Genomic DNA, 20117 nt, shown 5'->3' on the forward strand with positions numbered 1-20117 from the left:
CTTTTGTTTTTGGAAGCAATTGTTAAAATTATAGTTAAAAATTAAGTTAAAAATCATTCGCGCGTGAAATGAAAACATAACTTAGTTTAAATTACTATATTTGGGAGTTATAAAAATTAATAATGATATTTTCACTTCAAGGCATTGTTCAGGAACTTACGCCTACCTACGCAGTAATCAACGTACAAGGAGTTGGTTACTATGTAGGTATCAGTTTAATGACTTCACAGACCCTCACAACTAATAAAGAAACCTTTCTTTTTATTCAGCAGATTATTCGGGAAGACGCCCATTTATTATTTGGATTTAACACTCGTTCAGAAAAAGAAATGTTCAATCTGTTAATAAGCGTTAATGGAGTAGGAGCGGTTTCAGCACTTATTTTACTATCCACTTTAAGTCTTGATGAGATTGCTTCGGCAATATTATCAAAAAACAGCGCACTCATTCAGAAAGCGAAAGGAATCGGTGCAAAAACAGCTGAAAGAATTATTGTAGATCTTAAGGATAAAGTGCAGAAATACAGCAATCCGGAAGAAAATATTTCCACGTTTGCAAATAATAAAATCAAGGAAGAATCGTTATCTGCATTAGAAGTTTTGGGCATTCCGAAGCGAATGAGTGAGAAGCTTGCAGATAAAATCATGAAGCAGGATTCTGATATTTCAGTAGAAGAGTTGGTAAAACAAATTTTAAAAAACATTTAACATTTGGTGGCGAATAATAAATATTTCAATATAATTCTGTTCCTGTCGTTTTTACTTGTGTCAACATTTACGTTTGCACAGAGGCGGGCTACAGCAAAAGTAAGCGATACCGCAATTATCAAAAAAGATTATCAGTTGGCAGATCCTACACAGTATGAAGCCTACTATGATATAAAAACAGGAATGTATTTCGTATATCCAAAGGTAGGAAATACGATAACCGGACAACCGACTGCGATGTCTCCTGAAGATTACAAGGAGTTTATGATGGAGGCTCAGACGAAAGCTTACTATAAAGAGAAGTCAGACCGCTATAGTCTGATGTTCCGGAAAGATAAAAGTGATGCAGCTAGAAAAGGTTTAATTCCTTCATTGCAAATTAATAACAGGCTTTTCGAAACCATTTTCGGAAGTAATAAAATTGAAATCATTCCTACCGGATATGCTTCTTTCGATTTTGCCGGACTCTATCAGAAGATTGATAATCCATTAATCTTACCACAGAACAGAAAGAGTTTTACATTTGATATCGACCAGAGAATTCAGCTCGGATTATTGGGGAAAGTCGGGGAGAACCTTCAGCTAAAAGCCAATTACGATACCCAGAGTGGTTTTGCTTTTGAAAACAGAATGAATCTTGTCTGGCAGGCTAAAGGAAGCTGGAAAGATCTTCAGCAGAAAGGTCTGCAGGATGTAGATAAACCAAGTGCAGGGGGAGAAGATAAAATCATTAAAAGAGTAGAATTCGGTAACGTTAATATGCCGCTTTCAACCAGTCTGATCCGTGGTTCTCAATCTTTATTCGGGGTTAAAACAGAGTTTCAGCTGGGTAAAACCTTCGGGACAGTGGTACTTTCCCAACAGCAGGGTGAAGCCAGAAATATTACGGTACAAGGCGGTGGCGTAATGAATACATTTAAATTAAATGCAATTGATTATGAAGACAACCAGCACTATTTCTTGGGACATTATTTCCTGGATAAATATGACGGAGCTTTATTAAACTATCCTCAGATCAATTCCAAGATCAGCATTACAAGACTGGAAGTGTGGGTTTTGGATCAGGGAAACAGCAATTTACAGTACCAGAAAAGTATTGTCGGAATCAGAGATTTAGGAGATGCTCCGGGAATTCTTCCGGATAATAACCAGCCGGGTTTCAACCTGTATTCCACAATCAACGGATTACCGGGTTTAAGAGATGCAAGTACAACATATAATGCAATCAATGGACAGAATCTTCCGGTTGCGACAGGAACAACAGAAGTTTATCAGGATGGTGAACACTTTATCTTTAATAAAAAAGCAAGAAGATTAAATACCAATGAATATACCTTACAGCCACAGTTAGGATACATTTCATTAAACCAGAAACTTAATGATAATCAGCTTTTGGCAGTTTCCTTCTCCTATACGGTGAATGGAAGCAATCAGGTATATAAAGTCGGGGAATTCTCTGAAGAAAGTACGGTTTTAATGGCAAAACTTCTGAAGCCGAATACAACGGTAAAAACCACTTCTCCGATGTGGAATCTGATGATGAAGAACATCTATTCTTTAGATGCGGGACAGGTGAATAAGGATGGATTTATCCTGAATGTTTTATACAGAGATCCACAATCCGGAGGTAAGGTTAATTATCTTCCGGTTGCCAATAATCCACAGGTGAGCAGTGTTCCTTTAATCAAATTATTAAACTGGGACAGACTAAACGCCAACGGAGATTTACAGAACAACGGAAGTTCAACAGGAGACGGTGTTTTTGACTTTGTTAACGGAATTACCATAAGACCGGAAACCGGAAGAGTAATCTTCACCAAAGTTCAGCCTTTTGGTAGTTATATTCAGAATGTAATAGGAACTAACGATCCTCAGTATGTGTTCTCGGATCTTTACAGCCAGCAAAAGCAAGTGGCTACATCAAGCAATCTGGCGCAGCGTTACACCATTGAAGGTCGTTACAAAGGTGTTCAGGGACAGGGAATTTCTCTGGGAGCAGTTAATGTTCCTCAAGGTTCGGTAAAAGTTTCCGCAAACGGAGTTCAGCTTACCGAAGGGATAGACTACACCGTAGATTATATGTTGGGAACAGTTACCATCATCAATGAGCAGGTAAAACAATCCGGACAGGCAATTAATATTTCACTGGAGAACCAGTTAACATTCAATACCCAGAGAAAAAGATTTATGGGATTGAATCTGGAAAGAAGATTTAATGAAAACTTTATCTTGGGAGGAACCGTTGTAAATTACTCCGAATCGCCACTTACCCAAAAGGTAAATTATGGTCAGGAAGCCGTGAACAATACTATGGCAGGGATCAACTTGATGTACAACAATAAACTTCCGTTCCTTACAAGACTAACAGACAAGATCCCTCTTGTAAACACTGAAGCACCATCCAATTTGAATTTCAAAATGGAGGCAGCCTATTTACTTCCCGGTTTAAATAAAGGAATTAACGACCAGTCTTATATTGATGATTTTGAACAGACCACATCGAAAATTACATTAAAAGAACCTACAGCATGGAGCTTGGCTTCAAAGCCTGAAAAGAACCAGTCTGATCCGTTATTTACAGGAGCCGGAAAAAATAATGACAGAACAGAAGGTTACGGTAGAGGGTTGTTATCATGGTATAACATTGATCCTAGATTTTATGGAGTAGGAGGAAAAGCTCCCGCAGGAATCACTCCGCAGTCGGTTTCCAATCATGCTTCAAGAAGGGTACAGTTCTCGGAAATTTTCAACAACAGAGATTTTGTGGCAGGAGAACAGACGTATACCAATACTTTTGATATTTCGTATTATCCTGCAGAAAAAGGTCCTTACAACTCGAACCCTAATACGGAAACAACAGCACAGAGATGGGCGGGAATCATGAGACCGATCAGCGTTTCCAATTTCGTAAATTCAAACATCGAATATGTTGAATTCTGGATGATGGATCCTTATGCAGACGGAAATACTTTGGGTACCAATCCAAAACTTTTACTGCATTTAGGAAATGTTTCTGAAGATATACTTAAAGACGGACAGATGCAGTACGAAAATGGATTGCCAACTCCTTCGGCTCCGTCTACAACTACGGCATCAAACTGGGGAACCCAACCGAAGCAGCCACCGATTCTTTACGCTTTCTCAAGTGAAGGAGCAGACAGAAAGGCTCAGGATTTGGGATATGACGGTTTAAGTTCGGATCAGGAAGCAGCATTGTTTGGAAATACATTTATCAATCCGGTTACCAATGTTTCCGACCCTGCAGTAGATGATTTTGTGTTTTATATGTCAGACAAGTTCACAGGAACTCAGGCGTCATCTCTGGTTCAGCGATACAAATATTTCAGAGGTCCGGAAGGAAACTCTCAAAGCAACTCTTTGGAAGTTTCTTCACAGACTCCGGATGCGGAAGATATTAATAAAGATTACAACTTGGATCAGACGGAAAGCTATAACCAGTATGAGGTAAGCTTAACTCCTGGAAGCTTAACTTTAGGACAGAATAATATAGTAGATGTTAAAACAGTTCAGGCATCATTCCAGAACGGGCAGACTTCTCAGGTAAAATGGTATTTATTCAGAATTCCAGTATCAAAATATGTTACAACTGCCGGTAATGCAGACCCTTCTATTTTGAATAATGTAAGATTTGCAAGATTATTATTAACAGGTTTCGATCAGACTTCAACGTTAAGATTCGGAACGATGGATCTGGTGAGATCAGACTGGAGAAAATATCCTAAAAATATTGCCAATACGGGAAATTCAGGAGCTACGGATGAAGGGACACTCACTACAAATAACGATAACTTTGAGGTGGGAAGTGTAAATATTGAAGAAAATGCACTGAATCAGCCGCCTTACGTTCTGCCTCCGGGAATCGACAGACAGATTTTAAGTGGTAATGCAGGGGCACAAAGACAGAATGAAGCTTCTTTATATTTAAAAGCGACATCCCTTGCTCCGTCTGAAGCGAGAGGGGTATTTAAAAATACTTCTCTGGATATGAGAAGATACAAGAAGCTGAAACTTTTTGTACACGCTCAGGATCCTGGTAAAAGAGTATTCGGTTTTAATAAAGAAACCAAATTCTTCATCCGTTTAGGTAGTGATGCCACAGATAACTATTATGAATATGAATCTTCACTCTTCGTTACACCATCTACCGCTACAACACCTATGGAAATCTGGCCAATGGAAAATGATGTGGATTTAAATATTCAGGATTTTGTTGATGCTAAAATAAGAAGAGATAAAAATCATCCGACACAAATTGTACAAAGATTAAAAGATGAGGTTTTTGATCCGGGGAATACTTTTAAAAGTCTTTACATTAAAGGTCGACCAAGTTTAGGAAACATCACGACCATTATGATAGGTATCAGAAATGGTTTTGAAAGAGGAACTTCCACAGCTGTCTCAATCGACAGGATTCTTTGGGTAAACGAAATCCGTCTTTCCGAAATAGAAAACGACGGAGGATATGCAGGAAACGCCAGCTTAAACTTCAACCTTGGAGACTTTGCAACCGTGAATACAAGTGCTTCTTATACTTCAGTAGGATTTGGAAACATCGATTCTAAACCTGCAGAAAGACATCAGTCTACTCAGTCTGCATTCAGCATCAATACAGCCGTAAATGTAGATAAGTTTTTGCCTGAAAAAAGCGGAGTTAAAATTCCTGTGAATTATTCTTACTCGCAGACTATTGAAGATCCGAAGTACAATCCTCTGGATACGGATGTTGAGTTTAAGAAAGCAGCTAACAAGGAACAGCTTAAAAAAGTAGCAAGAACCTTTACGCAGCAAAGAAGCATAGGTGTTGTGAATATGCATAAAGAAAGAATGAATCCGAACAGGAAACCTAAGTTCTACGATATCGAAAACGTATCGGTAACGGCGGTTTACAACGACGATTATTATAGAGATATTTATACCAAGAAAAATTACAGACAATATCTCAGAGGGTATGTGGATTACAACTACACATTCAAACCTTGGGTAATCCGTCCGTTCAATAAAATGATAAGCGATACCGCGAAGTCTACGAAATATTTAAGATGGGTAAAAGAATTTAACTTTAATCCTATTCCTACAAGATTCTCTTTCAGAACTGAAATCGACAGAAATTACAACGAATTGCAGTTCAGAAATATTGATGCGATTCTTACAGGGAATTATGGTGATGACTTTGCTGCTATTAAAAACAGAAACTTCTATTTCGGATGGCAGTATGGTTTAGGATTTAATTTTACTAAATCTTTAAAACTGGAAATCAACTCGGCTACCAGAACATTGAATGATAATGTAGATGTAAACTCAATGGACAACAGTTCTATCTTTGGAAATGTTTTCAGAGCAGGAAGACCGGTACTGTACAATCACAGAGTTCAGCTGAATTATAAATTACCATTCCAGTATCTTCCTTATCTGGATTTCATCGATGCAGAATTAGGATACGGATTTACCTACAACTGGAATGCAAGATCTACCGTATTGCTGTCGAGTCCGGATGGAAGTTTAGGTTCGGTAGGGCAGAATACCAATGTTATTCAGGCAACTGGGACGGCAGATTTTACGAAGTTCTTTGGACAGTTTAAATATTTCAAAAATATTTCAACGAAACTTCAGAAGCGTAAACAGGAAATAGATTCTTTAAATAATGCCTACACCCAACAGTGGGAGAAGAAAAGATATGCTTATAAAAAATATAAGTTTAAATCCAGACTTACGCCGCTTCAGAGCATGGCTTATTTATTAACATCTATGAAGCAGTTGGATATCAATTACTCTGAAAATAACGGAACCGTTCTTCCGGGGCTGCTTTCTGCTCCGAACTGGTATGGTTACGGACAGACTTTGGGAGGTCCTACCATCGGATTCCTTTTTGGTTCGCAGGCGGATATCAGAAGAACGGTAATGGAAAACGGATGGGTGAGTGATTCTCAATTTATGACAGATCCTTATGTGAGGATGTCAACGCGCGAGTTAAGAGCCAATTTGCAGATAATACCAATGAATGATCTTCGGATTGATATTAACGCATTGCATAATTACAACCGCAACTTTACCCATACAGGATTCAATTACAGAGATCCGAACACAGGAGTTGCCAATCCGAATTATACATTTGCGAATGATTTGGTAACATACTCCAATTCGGTTGTTTTACTGAAAACGGCATTCAAAGACGGAGCGGCAATTTATCAGGCAATCAGACAGAATGCACAGGCTTTATCTCAGCAAATGCAGGGAGCTTTAGAACCGAACGGATTTAAAGACGGATACGGAATTTCAAACGCATACATTTTAATTCCTGCGTTCCGGGCTGCAGTTGAAGGTAAAACGGTAAAAGAAATGAAAAACCCTAAAAAGGCAGGGCTTCCGATTCCAAACTGGAAGATCACTTACTCAGGATTGAGAAATATCCCGATCATTAACGGACAGTTCTCCAAGTTTGATCTTTTGCATTCTTATCAGGCAACTTATACAGCAACAGGAATTCAGTCGAGTATAGATTACTTCAACAGTCTTAATTCTTACAATGCAACGCAGAGAGATATTAATGATGATTATATCAATCCGTTCACTTTTGCTCAGGTAGGTTACGTAGAAAACTTCTCGCCGCTGATTGGAGTAGATATGACGATGAGAAACAATATCCAGTTGGGTATTCAGTATAACAGATTAAGAACATTGTTACTGGGATTGGTCAACCATACTTTAACAGAGGATTCAAACAGCGAATATGTTGTAAGAGTAGGATATATCATCAGAAACTTCAGACTGGGAATGACGAACGTGAGAGGAAGAGGAAAAGCAAAGGGAAGCGACCTTAATATCAGAGGAGATTTTTCACTGAGAGACAGTAAAACCAGTATTACGAATATTCTGCTTGATGATTCTCAGATTACCGGAGGACAGAGACTGATGAATATTAAAGTATCAGCAGATTATAATGTCTCTGAAAACCTTAACCTTAGAGTATTCTATGAGCAGATGACTTCTAAATACAAAATCTCTACCGCGTTCCCGTTGTCAACGATCAGAGCAGGTATTTCTGCAACGTTTACATTCGGAAACTCAGGAGGTTTCTAATTAGAACGAAAATAAATTTAAATGTCTCTCAGTTTTTGAGGGACATTTTTTATATCCGATATTTGAACCTTCTGGAATTTTGAATACATTTGTACAAATAAAAAATTAAAAATGAACACACCATCAGAATTAAAGTACACGAAAGATCACGAATGGATCAAGATTGAAGGAAACGTTGCTACAATCGGTATTACAGACTTCGCACAGGGAGAATTGGGAGATATCGTTTACGTAGATGTAGACACTGTAGATGATGATCTTGAAGGAGGTGCGGTTTTCGGAAGTGTAGAAGCTGTAAAAACAGTTTCAGATTTATTCTTGCCAATCTCAGGAAAAGTGATCGAATTCAACTCAGAATTGGAGGATCAGCCGGAATTATTAAATTCAGATCCTTATGGGAACGGATGGATCATCAAATTAGAAGTTGCTGAAGGTGCAGATCATTCAGAATTACTTTCTGCGGAAGAATACCAGTCAATCATTGGATAAGATTTCAAAAATATTCAGTAAGATATTGCCCATTTATTGGGCATTTCTTACTTATATGCTCCTCAAGCCCGGTGAAGAAAACCACGAATATTGGTTTATGTTCAGCGGTATAGACAAGATTTTGCATCTAAGCATCTTTGCAGCATTAGGTTTCCTTTTTATTGCTGCTTTTCCAAAAATCCGTTTTTACTACTTCATTCAGATCATTTTGCTTTATGCATTTCTTACCGAGATACTTCAGGAAGAAATGGGATTGGGAAGGTCAATGGAAACTTTAGATATTGTTGCCGACACGTTGGGCTGCTTAATAGGATACTATTTTTATAAAATTTTAGCTAAGCGATTTCTTTAATTGCCCCTAAAAAAAGGTTGTTTAAAGTAACAAGTCGATCTTAAAAAATATCACCTTAGTTTTAGAACTTTCTCCCCTTCAAAAACTCCTTTCTTTATAAGAAGCTATTTCCCGCTATCCACTTTATCTTTTGGGTTACGTGCTCCGCTTCGCTCCGCCCGCAACCCAAAAGGATGCCGTTCCTATCGAGGCTAAGAATTTCGGAAACCTTATTGAAATGCCGACAAACCTTTCGTTTGTAGGTGCCTCAAGAGGTGCTGAACTTATACTGGATTTTAAATACATATATAATAAAGAAAAGAGATGATCTCAAAAGTCAATACTTAACTTTTTCAATGAACCTTTCCTCTTTAACTCCTTTTTTCACCCGCAAATTTCCTCCTTTCCATACTTGCATCCTCAAATCCATCCATTTTCCCCTCAATCCAACAAAATCTTCCCGCAGAACGCAATATTTCCTTCTTTTTTCCATGATTTCATTATTCGTCCAACGGTTTTTCAAAATCAAAAATATCAAATCGTTTAATGTGGAAAACTATGGATATCCTTATAAAGATAAATAAACCAGTGTTTTATCGCCTGAAGTTACCCACAATCGTGTGTATGGCTTAAATATTATGTTAAATATATTTGGAAGCGGAGGGTTAAAGTCTCTATCTTTGCCCCACTGAAAAACGATAGAAGATCAGTAAGCGCAGAAGAGCTTTTAGCTAAGCAATATTACTTAATTAATCCTGAGAGAGGACGGTAAAAGTCTTTTTAAAGCTACAGATTAAAGCGGGTTTTATTTTAAACTTTTTTTAAAAAATATAAAATAAGATTTGCGGGAATAAAAAAGATTTGTATCTTTGCAGTCCCTAAACGGGGGAGCGCAGGAGAGTATAGATTGAGTGTTTAGAGAGGGGTTAAGGTTACAGAAAAAACTTTAAAATTTTCTTGAAAAACATTTGGTCAAATCAAAATAAGTTATTACTTTTGCACTCGCAAATACGAAACGAAAACGACAGATACTAAGTTTTGTAGGAAGCGGAAGAAATGAAGATCATTGACATACAATATAACAACCAAGTAAGGAAAAACTAAAGCGTCAAAACTTTGAGTGAGTCAGACAAACATACAATGGAGAGTTTGATCCTGGCTCAGGATGAACGCTAGCGGGAGGCCTAACACATGCAAGCCGAGCGGTAGAGATTCTTCGGAATCTTGAGAGCGGCGCACGGGTGCGGAACACGTGTGCAACCTGCCTTTATCTGGGGGATAGCCTTTCGAAAGGGAGATTAATACCCCATAATATAATGAGTGGCATCACTTGTTATTGAAAACTCCGGTGGATAGAGATGGGCACGCGCAAGATTAGATAGTTGGTGAGGTAACGGCTCACCAAGTCAATGATCTTTAGGGGGCCTGAGAGGGTGATCCCCCACACTGGTACTGAGACACGGACCAGACTCCTACGGGAGGCAGCAGTGAGGAATATTGGACAATGGGTGAGAGCCTGATCCAGCCATCCCGCGTGAAGGACGACGGCCCTATGGGTTGTAAACTTCTTTTGTACAGGGATAAACCTTTCCACGTGTGGAAAGCTGAAGGTACTGTACGAATAAGCACCGGCTAACTCCGTGCCAGCAGCCGCGGTAATACGGAGGGTGCAAGCGTTATCCGGATTTATTGGGTTTAAAGGGTCCGTAGGCGGATCTGTAAGTCAGTGGTGAAATCTCATAGCTTAACTATGAAACTGCCATTGATACTGCAGGTCTTGAGTAAGGTAGAAGTAGCTGGAATAAGTAGTGTAGCGGTGAAATGCATAGATATTACTTAGAACACCAATTGCGAAGGCAGGTTACTATGTCTTAACTGACGCTGATGGACGAAAGCGTGGGGAGCGAACAGGATTAGATACCCTGGTAGTCCACGCTGTAAACGATGCTAACTCGTTTTTGGGTTTTCGGATTCAGAGACTAAGCGAAAGTGATAAGTTAGCCACCTGGGGAGTACGAACGCAAGTTTGAAACTCAAAGGAATTGACGGGGGCCCGCACAAGCGGTGGATTATGTGGTTTAATTCGATGATACGCGAGGAACCTTACCAAGACTTAAATGGGAATTGACAGATTTAGAAATAGATCCTCCTTCGGGCAATTTTCAAGGTGCTGCATGGTTGTCGTCAGCTCGTGCCGTGAGGTGTTAGGTTAAGTCCTGCAACGAGCGCAACCCCTGTCACTAGTTGCCATCATTCAGTTGGGGACTCTAGTGAGACTGCCTACGCAAGTAGAGAGGAAGGTGGGGATGACGTCAAATCATCACGGCCCTTACGTCTTGGGCCACACACGTAATACAATGGCCGGTACAGAGGGCAGCTACACAGCGATGTGATGCAAATCTCGAAAGCCGGTCTCAGTTCGGATTGGAGTCTGCAACTCGACTCTATGAAGCTGGAATCGCTAGTAATCGCGCATCAGCCATGGCGCGGTGAATACGTTCCCGGGCCTTGTACACACCGCCCGTCAAGCCATGGAAGTCTGGGGTACCTGAAGTCGGTGACCGTAACAGGAGCTGCCTAGGGTAAAACAGGTAACTAGGGCTAAGTCGTAACAAGGTAGCCGTACCGGAAGGTGCGGCTGGAACATCTCATTTTAGAGCGTCTTAAAGACGAAAAACAAAATTAGTACGCAAGTACAAAGTACTTACTTAAAGTAAAGCTTTAGTTTTTTATTTGGTTGATATATCATAATACACACCCACTAGAAATTAGTAAAAGGGAAAGAGATTGAGAAATGAAGAATGGGAAAAAGTATATTACTTATAACTCATCACCCATTACTCATACAAAGTCTCGTAGCTCAGCTGGTTAGAGCGCTACACTGATAATGTAGAGGTCGGCAGTTCGAGCCTGCCCGAGACTACTAATTAAGGCGGCTGGCAAATCGCTTATGGCTGATGGCAAAAAAGTCAACAGCAATTAGCAAGAAGCCAACAGCACCTAGAGGGGGAATTAGCTCAGCTGGCTAGAGCGCCTGCCTTGCACGCAGGAGGTCAAGGGTTCGACTCCCTTATTCTCCACCATCATAGATGGTTTAATTTTAAAAAAGCAGATAGAGCCAAAAACAATATTTGCGAATTAGATCAGAAGTAGAATTAAGATCATTGACATTAACGGTAAAGACATCACAAAGAGAAAACCGAGCACTTATAAGTGCTTGAGTAACCTAAAAATAGGAAAGAAATCGTTAAGGGCGTATGGCGGATGCCTAGGCTTTCAGAGGCGACGAAGGACGTGGTAAGCTGCGAAAAGCTGCGGGGATTGGCACACACGAATTGATCCGCAGATGTCCGAATGGGGCAACCCAATACATTGAAGATGTATTACCTCGTAAGAGGAGCAAACCCGGAGAACTGAAACATCTAAGTACCCGGAGGAAAAGAAATCGAAGAGATTCCGTAAGTAGTGGCGAGCGAAAGCGGATTAGCCCAAAAGTCTTTATATGTTTAATAGAATGTTCTGGAAAGAACAGCCATAGAGGGTGATAGCCCCGTATATGAAAGGCATACATAGATGATAAATGAGTAGGGCGGGACACGTGAAATCCTGTCTGAATATGGGGGGACCATCCTCCAAGGCTAAATACTCCTGAAAGACCGATAGTGAACAAGTACTGTGAAGGAAAGGTGAAAAGCACTTCGAATAGAAGGGTGAAATAGAACCTGAAACCGTACGCCTACAAGCGGTCGGAGCAGATTAATTCTGTGACGGCGTGCCTTTTGCATAATGAGCCTACGAGTTAATTTTACTAGCGAGGTTAAGTAATTAAGTTACGGAGCCGGAGCGAAAGCGAGTCTGAATAGGGCGCATAGTTAGTAGGATTAGACGCGAAACCTTGTGATCTACCCATGGGCAGGTTGAAGCTTTGGTAACACAAAGTGGAGGACCGAACCGGTTGACGTTGAAAAGTCTTCGGATGACCTGTGGGTAGGGGTGAAAGGCCAATCAAACTGGGAGATAGCTCGTACTCTCCGAAATGCATTTAGGTGCAGCGTCGTATATAAGTTTATTAGAGGTAGAGCTACTGATTGGATGCGGGGGTTTCACCGCCTACCAATTCCTGACAAACTCCGAATGCTAATAAATGTTCTACGGCAGTGAGGGCATGGGTGCTAAGGTCCATGTCCGAGAGGGAAAGAACCCAGACCAACAGCTAAGGTCCCCAAATTTCTGTTAAGTTGAAGCAACGCGGTTGGACTGCATTGACAGCTAGGATGTTGGCTTGGAAGCAGCCATTCATTTAAAGAGTGCGTAACAGCTCACTAGTCGAGCGGTCCGGCATGGATAATAATCGGGCATAAACAGAATACCGAAGCTATGGATTTATAATTAATTATATCTGGTAGGAGAGCATTCTATCGGCGCCGAAGCAGTATCGTGAGGTATTGTGGAGCTTATAGAAAAGAAAATGTAGGCATAAGTAACGATAAAGGGGGCGAGAAACCCCCTCACCGAAAGACTAAGGTTTCCTCAGCCATGCTAATCAGCTGAGGGTTAGTCGGGACCTAACGCGAACCCGAAAGGGGTAGTGGATGGACAATGGGTTAATATTCCCATACTTGCTCACACTAAAAAGGGGACGGTTCGATGTAGCTATAGAAGACGGACGGAAGTGTCAAGGCCTAGCCTTCGGGCGAAGCTGTTATAGTGTAATCGGATCCAAGAAAAGCCGAAGTGAAGCAACCCGTACCAAAACCGACACAGGTAGTCGAGGAGAGAATCCTAAGGTGCTCGAGTGAGTCGTGGCTAAGGAACTAGGCAAAATAGTCTCGTAACTTCGGAAGAAGAGACGCCAGCAGCAATGCTGGCCGCAGTGAAGAGGCCCAGGCGACTGTTTATCAAAAACACAGGACTCTGCTAAATCGAAAGATGCTGTATAGGGTCTGACACCTGCCCGGTGCTGGAAGGTTAAGGAAGGGCGTTAGCGTAAGCGAAGCGTTTGACTGAAGCCCCAGTAAACGGCGGCCGTAACTATAACGGTCCTAAGGTAGCGAAATTCCTTGTCGGGTAAGTTCCGACCTGCACGAATGGTGTAACGATCTGGGCACTGTCTCAGCCACGAGCTCGGTGAAATTGTAGTATCGGTGAAGATGCCGATTACCCGCAATGGGACGAAAAGACCCTGTGAACCTTTACTATAACTTCGTATTGACTTTGAGTAAGTAATGTGTAGGATAGGTGGGAGGCTTTGAAGCAGGCACGCTAGTGTTTGTGGAGCCGACGTTGAAATACCACCCTTTACTTACTTGGAGCCTAACTTCTTTAGGGAAGGACATTGCGTGGTGGGTAGTTTGACTGGGGTGGTCGCCTCCAAAAGAGTAACGGAGGCTTTCAAAGGTACCCTCAGCACGCTTGGTAACCGTGCGTAGAGTGTAATGGCATAAGGGTGCTTGACTGTGAGACCAACAAGTCGATCAGGTGCGAAAGCAGGACATAGTGATCCGGTGGTTCCGTATGGAAGGGCCATCGCTCATAGGATAAAAGGTACTCCGGGGATAACAGGCTAGTCTCCCCCAAGAGCTCACATCGACGGGGAGGTTCGGCACCTCGATGTCGGCTCGTCACATCCTGGGGCTGGAGAAGGTCCCAAGGGTTGGGCTGTTCGCCCATTAAAGTGGCACGCGAGCTGGGTTCAGAACGTCGTGAGACAGTTCGGTCTCTATCTATTGCGGGCGTTAGATGTTTGAGAGGGCTTGATTCTAGTACGAGAGGACCGAATTGAACAAACCTCTGGTGTATCAGTTGTACCGCCAGGTGCACCGCTGAGTAGCTATGTTTGGAAGAGATAAGCACTGAAAGCATATAAGTGCGAAACTCGCCTCAAGATGAGACATCTTTTAAGGGTCGTGGGAGATGACCACGTTGATAGGCTACAGGTGTAAAGTTGGTAACAGCATAGCCGAGTAGTACTAATTACCCGTAGATTTATAGCCTATTCATAAGTAATGAGTAATAGGTAATGAGCAATCATGCTTATCATAACTTAGCTTAAGTATTTATAAGTGCAACACTGGTTTTGCCTTTGTGATGAAATTTACCGATAAAAAGCGAATGGCCAATGGCAATAAGCCAATAGCCAACAGCTATATACAACCTTTAGGGTGGTTTTAGCGGTGGGGCTCACCTGTTCCCATTCCGAACACAGAAGTTAAGCCCACCAGCGCCGATGGTACTGCGAAAGCGGGAGAGTAGGTCGCCGCCAGTTTTTATTTAAAAGTCTCATAGAATTTATTCTATGAGACTTTTTTTATGCCCATACCCCAGATAATACCCCTAAGTAAGAGTCAGGGAAAAAAGAATAAATGTCTTGTCCTGAAAAAGGTTGACTACTAAATACCAAAAAACCAGTCATCCTAATGAGATTAAAAAAAGTATCCGCCCCTGTTCAAGAATACAGTGAAGCATTTAAAAGACAAGTTGTCTCCGAATATGAGCGGGGATTATATACAAAATCACAATTACAAACCCGCTATAATATCAGGGGTAATTCCTGCATTCCCAGATGGTTAATGAAATATGGTAACTTTACTTATGAAAAACAATTAAGTAAAGGCAGACCCATGAAAGATCCACAGAAACAGAAGATTAAAGAGCTTGAAGCAGCATTGGCCAAAAAGGAAGAAGAACTCAAAGTGTTCAGGAAATTTATAGAAATTGCAGAGCGTGAGCTTAAGGTTGAGATTGTAAAAAAGTCTGGTTCCAATCAATCCAGGAAATAAAGGTAAATACGACTCTTTCAACAGAGAATATCTGCCGATTGTTTGGCTACAGTAAGCAAGCTTATTACAAGAGACAAAAACAGCCTGTTTCTACAGATCATGAAACAAGAGTTATAGAATTTGTTGTATCAATTCGTAAAAAGATGCCTAAAATAGGTACTAGAAAACTTTATGTTTTACTTAAGAATGATTTTGAAAAGGAAGAAATTCATGTAGGAAGGGATCAGTTGTTTAGCATTTTGAGATCAAATTATCTTTTAATTCCCAGAAGGCACAGCTATTTTAAAACAACCAATTCCAGACATTGGATGAAAAAATATCCCAATATTATCAAAGGAAAAGAATTGAAATGTTCGGAGAAAGTTTGGGTTGCAGATATTACTTATCTCAAGACCAAAGAGAAGAATTATTATCTTCATCTGATTACCGATGCCTATTCTAAGAAAATTGTAGGATACGAATTGAGTGATAATTTACAGACCAACTCTACGTTGAAAGCATTAAAGCAAGCCATACAGAATCGACTGTACAAGCATTCACTCATTCATCATTCAGACAGAGGGTTGCAGTATTGCAGTAAAGAATATACTGAAACACTCAAGAAAAGTGATATGCTTATCAGTATGACCGAAAATTCGGATCCTTATGAAAATGCTATAGCAGAGAGAGTGAATGGTATTCTGAAACATGAATTTGGATTGATTGATACTTTTGAAAATTTTAAAAATCTTTCCCAACAGCTTGAACAAGCAATTTATTGCTATAACAATTTAAGACCGCATTTTTCTTTACATTATAATATTCCAAACCAAGTACACATGAAAAATAATGTGAAATTAAAAACCTATAAAAAACAAAATCAGAATAGGAAAATTCCTACTCTGATTTAAGTATATTTGTGATATAAAACTAGTTAACCTTTTTCAGGACTAGTCAAAAGTTAAAAGGAAAAAGGAAGAAGTAAAAAGTAATAAGGAAAGAAACCCCAGGATATAGTCAATCATCATTCATCAATTATCAATTATCTTTCATTACTCATTACTCATTACTCATTACTCATTACTCATTACTCATTACTCATTACTCAGCCACGATAGAAACACAATCCTTTTGGGTTGCGGGCGGAGCTAAGCGGAGTCCGCAACCCAAAAGATACAGTGGATAGCGGGAAAAGTTCATGAATAGAAAGAACTTCACCTATAGGTATTCATCATGGCTTTTTTATATTTTCAGTTTTTGATTAATTATTTTTATTCTTAACATTTATACGTTTTACCATATTTGTTATAATGTTTAAACTAATTCAGAATTAACACAAAAGATATAAAAGATAATAATACAGCAAATTTCCAGAATGATCTTAGCCGTCCAAAGAATAAAAATCAAAGATTTTAAAACTATTGTGATCTTTTCATTCATAGTACCAACTTTCAATAAAAGTACAGACAGACATATATTCTAAAATTTGAATAAAAGTATTTATTTAAAAATATTCTGGATCAGGTAACATTATTTAAAGCAATTTGTATAACTCTTTAATAATTTTAGACTGCCAATTTTTTGGATTTACATTTTTCTTTTAAGTATGATTTTGCCGGATAATAATATTATCGAACTAATCAATATGATGGTCTGAACTTAGACATTGTATTTTGTACCATTCGGAATTATTTTGTTAAGAAAAACTTCAAAAATAAATGACATTATTATTCTTAACTTCATAATAACTCAAAAATTTTATTCTACGGCAAGACGGAGCAAGTTGCTGTATCCGGTTTCAATAAGAAATACGCTAAACCTTCCTTTTTCCCAATATTCCTATGTTTCCTTATTAAAATTCTTCTTCTTATCAAATGAGTTACTTAAAAAGTTTATGTAACTGCGTTTCTTATATCTGTTTGATACTATGTAAAATGATGATATGAATGATTTTATATAGGAATGCTTCTTAAAATAAAACTACATACATAACTTTAAAAACTGAATTAGCTCAATTATTCTTTATTTAATAAACTTTTTTTAAATAAAAAAGACGCTGTTGTTGCTGAGCAGAACGACATGATCTTTTCAGGAATTGAATTTTTCCTCTTCAATAATCCAATTGCTTTGTTGAAAAAGACTTTTTTTACTTCTCTTCTTCCGCTTTTTCCATCGGCAAACCAAACAATGGTTTAAAATTACAGAAATTATTCTCCCAGTCACTCAGTGCTTTAGGATTAAATATGAATTAAAGATGAAATTTATGTTAACAAAAGTTGGATTGTAAGGAATAAAGCCCCTATCTTTGCCCCACTGAAAAACGATAGAGAATCAGTAAGCGCAGAAGAGCTTTTAGCTAAGCAATATTACTTAATGAATCCTGAGGGAAGACGGTAAAAGTCTTTTTAAAGCTACAGATTGAAGCGGCTTTTATTTTAAACTTTTTTTTAAAAAATATAAAATAAGATTTGCGGGAATGAAAAAGATTTGTATCTTTGCAGTCCCTAAACGGGGGAGCGCAGGAGAGTATAGATTGAGTGTTTAGAGAGGGGTTAAGGTTACAGAAAAAACTTTAAAATTTTCTTGAAAAACATTTGGTCAAATCAAAATAAGTTATTACTTTTGCACTCGCAAATACGAAACGAAAACGACAGATACTGAGTTTTGTAGGAAGCGGAAGAAATGAAGATCATTGACATACAATATAACAACCAAGTAAGGAAAAACTAAAGCGTCAAAACTTTGAGTGAGTCAGACAAACATACAATGGAGAGTTTGATCCTGGCTCAGGATGAACGCTAGCGGGAGGCCTAACACATGCAAGCCGAGCGGTAGAGATTCTTCGGAATCTTGAGAGCGGCGCACGGGTGCGGAACACGTGTGCAACCTGCCTTTATCTGGGGGATAGCCTTTCGAAAGGGAGATTAATACCCCATAATATAATGAGTGGCATCACTTGTTATTGAAAACTCCGGTGGATAGAGATGGGCACGCGCAAGATTAGATAGTTGGTGAGGTAACGGCTCACCAAGTCAATGATCTTTAGGGGGCCTGAGAGGGTGATCCCCCACACTGGTACTGAGACACGGACCAGACTCCTACGGGAGGCAGCAGTGAGGAATATTGGACAATGGGTGAGAGCCTGATCCAGCCATCCCGCGTGAAGGACGACGGCCCTATGGGTTGTAAACTTCTTTTGTACAGGGATAAACCTTTCCACGTGTGGAAAGCTGAAGGTACTGTACGAATAAGCACCGGCTAACTCCGTGCCAGCAGCCGCGGTAATACGGAGGGTGCAAGCGTTATCCGGATTTATTGGGTTTAAAGGGTCCGTAGGCGGATCTGTAAGTCAGTGGTGAAATCTCATAGCTTAACTATGAAACTGCCATTGATACTGCAGGTCTTGAGTAAGGTAGAAGTAGCTGGAATAAGTAGTGTAGCGGTGAAATGCATAGATATTACTTAGAACACCAATTGCGAAGGCAGGTTACTATGTCTTAACTGACGCTGATGGACGAAAGCGTGGGGAGCGAACAGGATTAGATACCCTGGTAGTCCACGCTGTAAACGATGCTAACTCGTTTTTGGGTTTTCGGATTCAGAGACTAAGCGAAAGTGATAAGTTAGCCACCTGGGGAGTACGAACGCAAGTTTGAAACTCAAAGGAATTGACGGGGGCCCGCACAAGCGGTGGATTATGTGGTTTAATTCGATGATACGCGAGGAACCTTACCAAGACTTAAATGGGAATTGACAGATTTAGAAATAGATCCTCCTTCGGGCAATTTTCAAGGTGCTGCATGGTTGTCGTCAGCTCGTGCCGTGAGGTGTTAGGTTAAGTCCTGCAACGAGCGCAACCCCTGTCACTAGTTGCCATCATTCAGTTGGGGACTCTAGTGAGACTGCCTACGCAAGTAGAGAGGAAGGTGGGGATGACGTCAAATCATCACGGCCCTTACGTCTTGGGCCACACACGTAATACAATGGCCGGTACAGAGGGCAGCTACACAGCGATGTGATGCAAATCTCGAAAGCCGGTCTCAGTTCGGATTGGAGTCTGCAACTCGACTCTATGAAGCTGGAATCGCTAGTAATCGCGCATCAGCCATGGCGCGGTGAATACGTTCCCGGGCCTTGTACACACCGCCCGTCAAGCCATGGAAGTCTGGGGTACCTGAAGTCGGTGACCGTAACAGGAGCTGCCTAGGGTAAAACAGGTAACTAGGGCTAAGTCGTAACAAGGTAGCCGTACCGGAAGGTGCGGCTGGAACATCTCATTTTAGAGCGTCTTAAAGACGAAAAACAAAATTAGTACGCAAGTACAAAGTACTTACTTAAAGTAAAGCTTTAGTTTTTTATTTGGTTGATATATCATAATACACACCCACTAGAAATTAGTAAAAGGGAAAGAGATTGAGAAATGAAGAATGGGAAAAAGTATATTACTTATAACTCATCACCCATTACTCATACAAAGTCTCGTAGCTCAGCTGGTTAGAGCGCTACACTGATAATGTAGAGGTCGGCAGTTCGAGCCTGCCCGAGACTACTAATTAAGGCGGCTGGCAAATCGCTTATGGCTGATGGCAAAAAAGTCAACAGCAATTAGCAAGAAGCCAACAGCACCTAGAGGGGGAATTAGCTCAGCTGGCTAGAGCGCCTGCCTTGCACGCAGGAGGTCAAGGGTTCGACTCCCTTATTCTCCACCATCATAGATGGTTTAATTTTAAAAAA

Annotated in this window: 6 protein-coding genes, 4 tRNA genes and 4 rRNA genes; 13 read left to right on the forward strand and 1 reads right to left on the reverse strand. The window is 40.2% G+C overall.

Going from position 1 to position 20117, the window contains the following annotated elements; translation table 11 throughout:
- Window positions 1-122 precede the first annotated feature (122 nt).
- From ruvA to KKI44_RS17425, 4 genes are all read left to right on the forward strand, one after another.
- Window positions 123-707: a Holliday junction branch migration protein RuvA gene (gene ruvA / locus KKI44_RS17410; protein ID WP_214588500.1), complete on the forward strand. Its 585-nt coding sequence runs from the start codon at window positions 123-125 to the stop codon at window positions 705-707.
- A gap of 6 nt (window positions 708-713) precedes the next feature.
- Window positions 714-7805 (forward strand): cell surface protein SprA, encoded by a 7092-nt coding sequence (gene sprA / locus KKI44_RS17415; RefSeq protein ID WP_214588501.1) that lies wholly within the window; start codon window positions 714-716, stop codon window positions 7803-7805.
- A gap of 111 nt (window positions 7806-7916) precedes the next feature.
- Window positions 7917-8294, forward strand: coding sequence for a glycine cleavage system protein GcvH (gene gcvH, locus KKI44_RS17420; protein ID WP_214588502.1), 378 nt, complete (start codon window positions 7917-7919; stop codon window positions 8292-8294).
- A complete protein-coding gene (locus KKI44_RS17425) occupies window positions 8287-8646 on the forward strand; it encodes a VanZ family protein (protein ID WP_250902091.1) in 360 nt (119 codons plus the stop codon). The genes gcvH and KKI44_RS17425 overlap by 8 nt, the downstream gene beginning before the upstream one ends.
- 316 nt (window positions 8647-8962) lie before the next feature.
- Here KKI44_RS17425 and KKI44_RS17430 read toward each other — a convergent pair whose 3' ends face one another.
- Window positions 8963-9118, reverse strand: coding sequence for a hypothetical protein (locus KKI44_RS17430; protein ID WP_214588503.1), 156 nt, complete (start codon window positions 9116-9118; stop codon window positions 8963-8965).
- 644 nt (window positions 9119-9762) lie between these two features.
- On the opposite strand from KKI44_RS17430, the gene KKI44_RS17435 reads away from it, so the two are divergent.
- From KKI44_RS17435 to KKI44_RS17475, 9 genes are all read left to right on the forward strand, one after another.
- Window positions 9763-11279 (forward strand): 16S ribosomal RNA (locus tag KKI44_RS17435).
- A 195-nt stretch (window positions 11280-11474) separates the two neighbouring features.
- Window positions 11475-11548 (forward strand) — tRNA-Ile (locus tag KKI44_RS17440).
- An 83-nt stretch (window positions 11549-11631) separates the two neighbouring features.
- Window positions 11632-11708: transfer RNA gene (locus tag KKI44_RS17445), tRNA-Ala, on the forward strand.
- 154 nt (window positions 11709-11862) lie between these two features.
- Window positions 11863-14618, forward strand: a 23S ribosomal RNA gene (locus KKI44_RS17450).
- A gap of 164 nt (window positions 14619-14782) precedes the next feature.
- Window positions 14783-14890: ribosomal RNA gene (gene rrf, locus KKI44_RS17455) — 5S ribosomal RNA — on the forward strand.
- Together the 16S, 23S and 5S rRNA genes with 2 tRNA genes alongside form the textbook arrangement of a ribosomal RNA operon.
- A gap of 151 nt (window positions 14891-15041) precedes the next feature.
- Window positions 15042-16294, forward strand: a protein-coding gene (locus KKI44_RS17460) for an IS3 family transposase (protein WP_214588504.1) whose coding sequence is annotated in 2 segments (ribosomal slippage) — window positions 15042-15369 and window positions 15369-16294 — 1254 coding nt in all. Because the reading frame shifts where the segments join, the coding sequence is not laid out codon by codon here.
- Window positions 16295-18146: 1852 nt separating this feature from the next.
- Window positions 18147-19663: ribosomal RNA gene (locus tag KKI44_RS17465) — 16S ribosomal RNA — on the forward strand.
- 195 nt (window positions 19664-19858) lie between these two features.
- Window positions 19859-19932, forward strand: a tRNA-Ile gene (locus KKI44_RS17470).
- An 83-nt stretch (window positions 19933-20015) separates the two neighbouring features.
- Window positions 20016-20092 (forward strand) — tRNA-Ala (locus KKI44_RS17475).
- Window positions 20093-20117 lie beyond the last annotated feature (25 nt).

Origin of the sequence: Chryseobacterium sp. ZHDP1 (assembly GCF_018603435.1) — a bacterium.
Taxonomy (GTDB): domain Bacteria; phylum Bacteroidota; class Bacteroidia; order Flavobacteriales; family Weeksellaceae; genus Chryseobacterium; species Chryseobacterium indicum.

Excerpts from the sequence above, each read along its gene's own strand:
- ruvA (WP_214588500.1), top strand. The coding sequence starts at position 123 with ATGATATTTTCACTTCAAGGCATTGTTCAGGAACTTACGCCTACCTAC.
- gcvH (WP_214588502.1), top strand. The coding sequence starts at position 7,917 with ATGAACACACCATCAGAATTAAAGTACACGAAAGATCACGAATGGATC.
- KKI44_RS17430 (WP_214588503.1), bottom strand. The coding sequence starts at position 9,118 with ATGGAAAAAAGAAGGAAATATTGCGTTCTGCGGGAAGATTTTGTTGGA.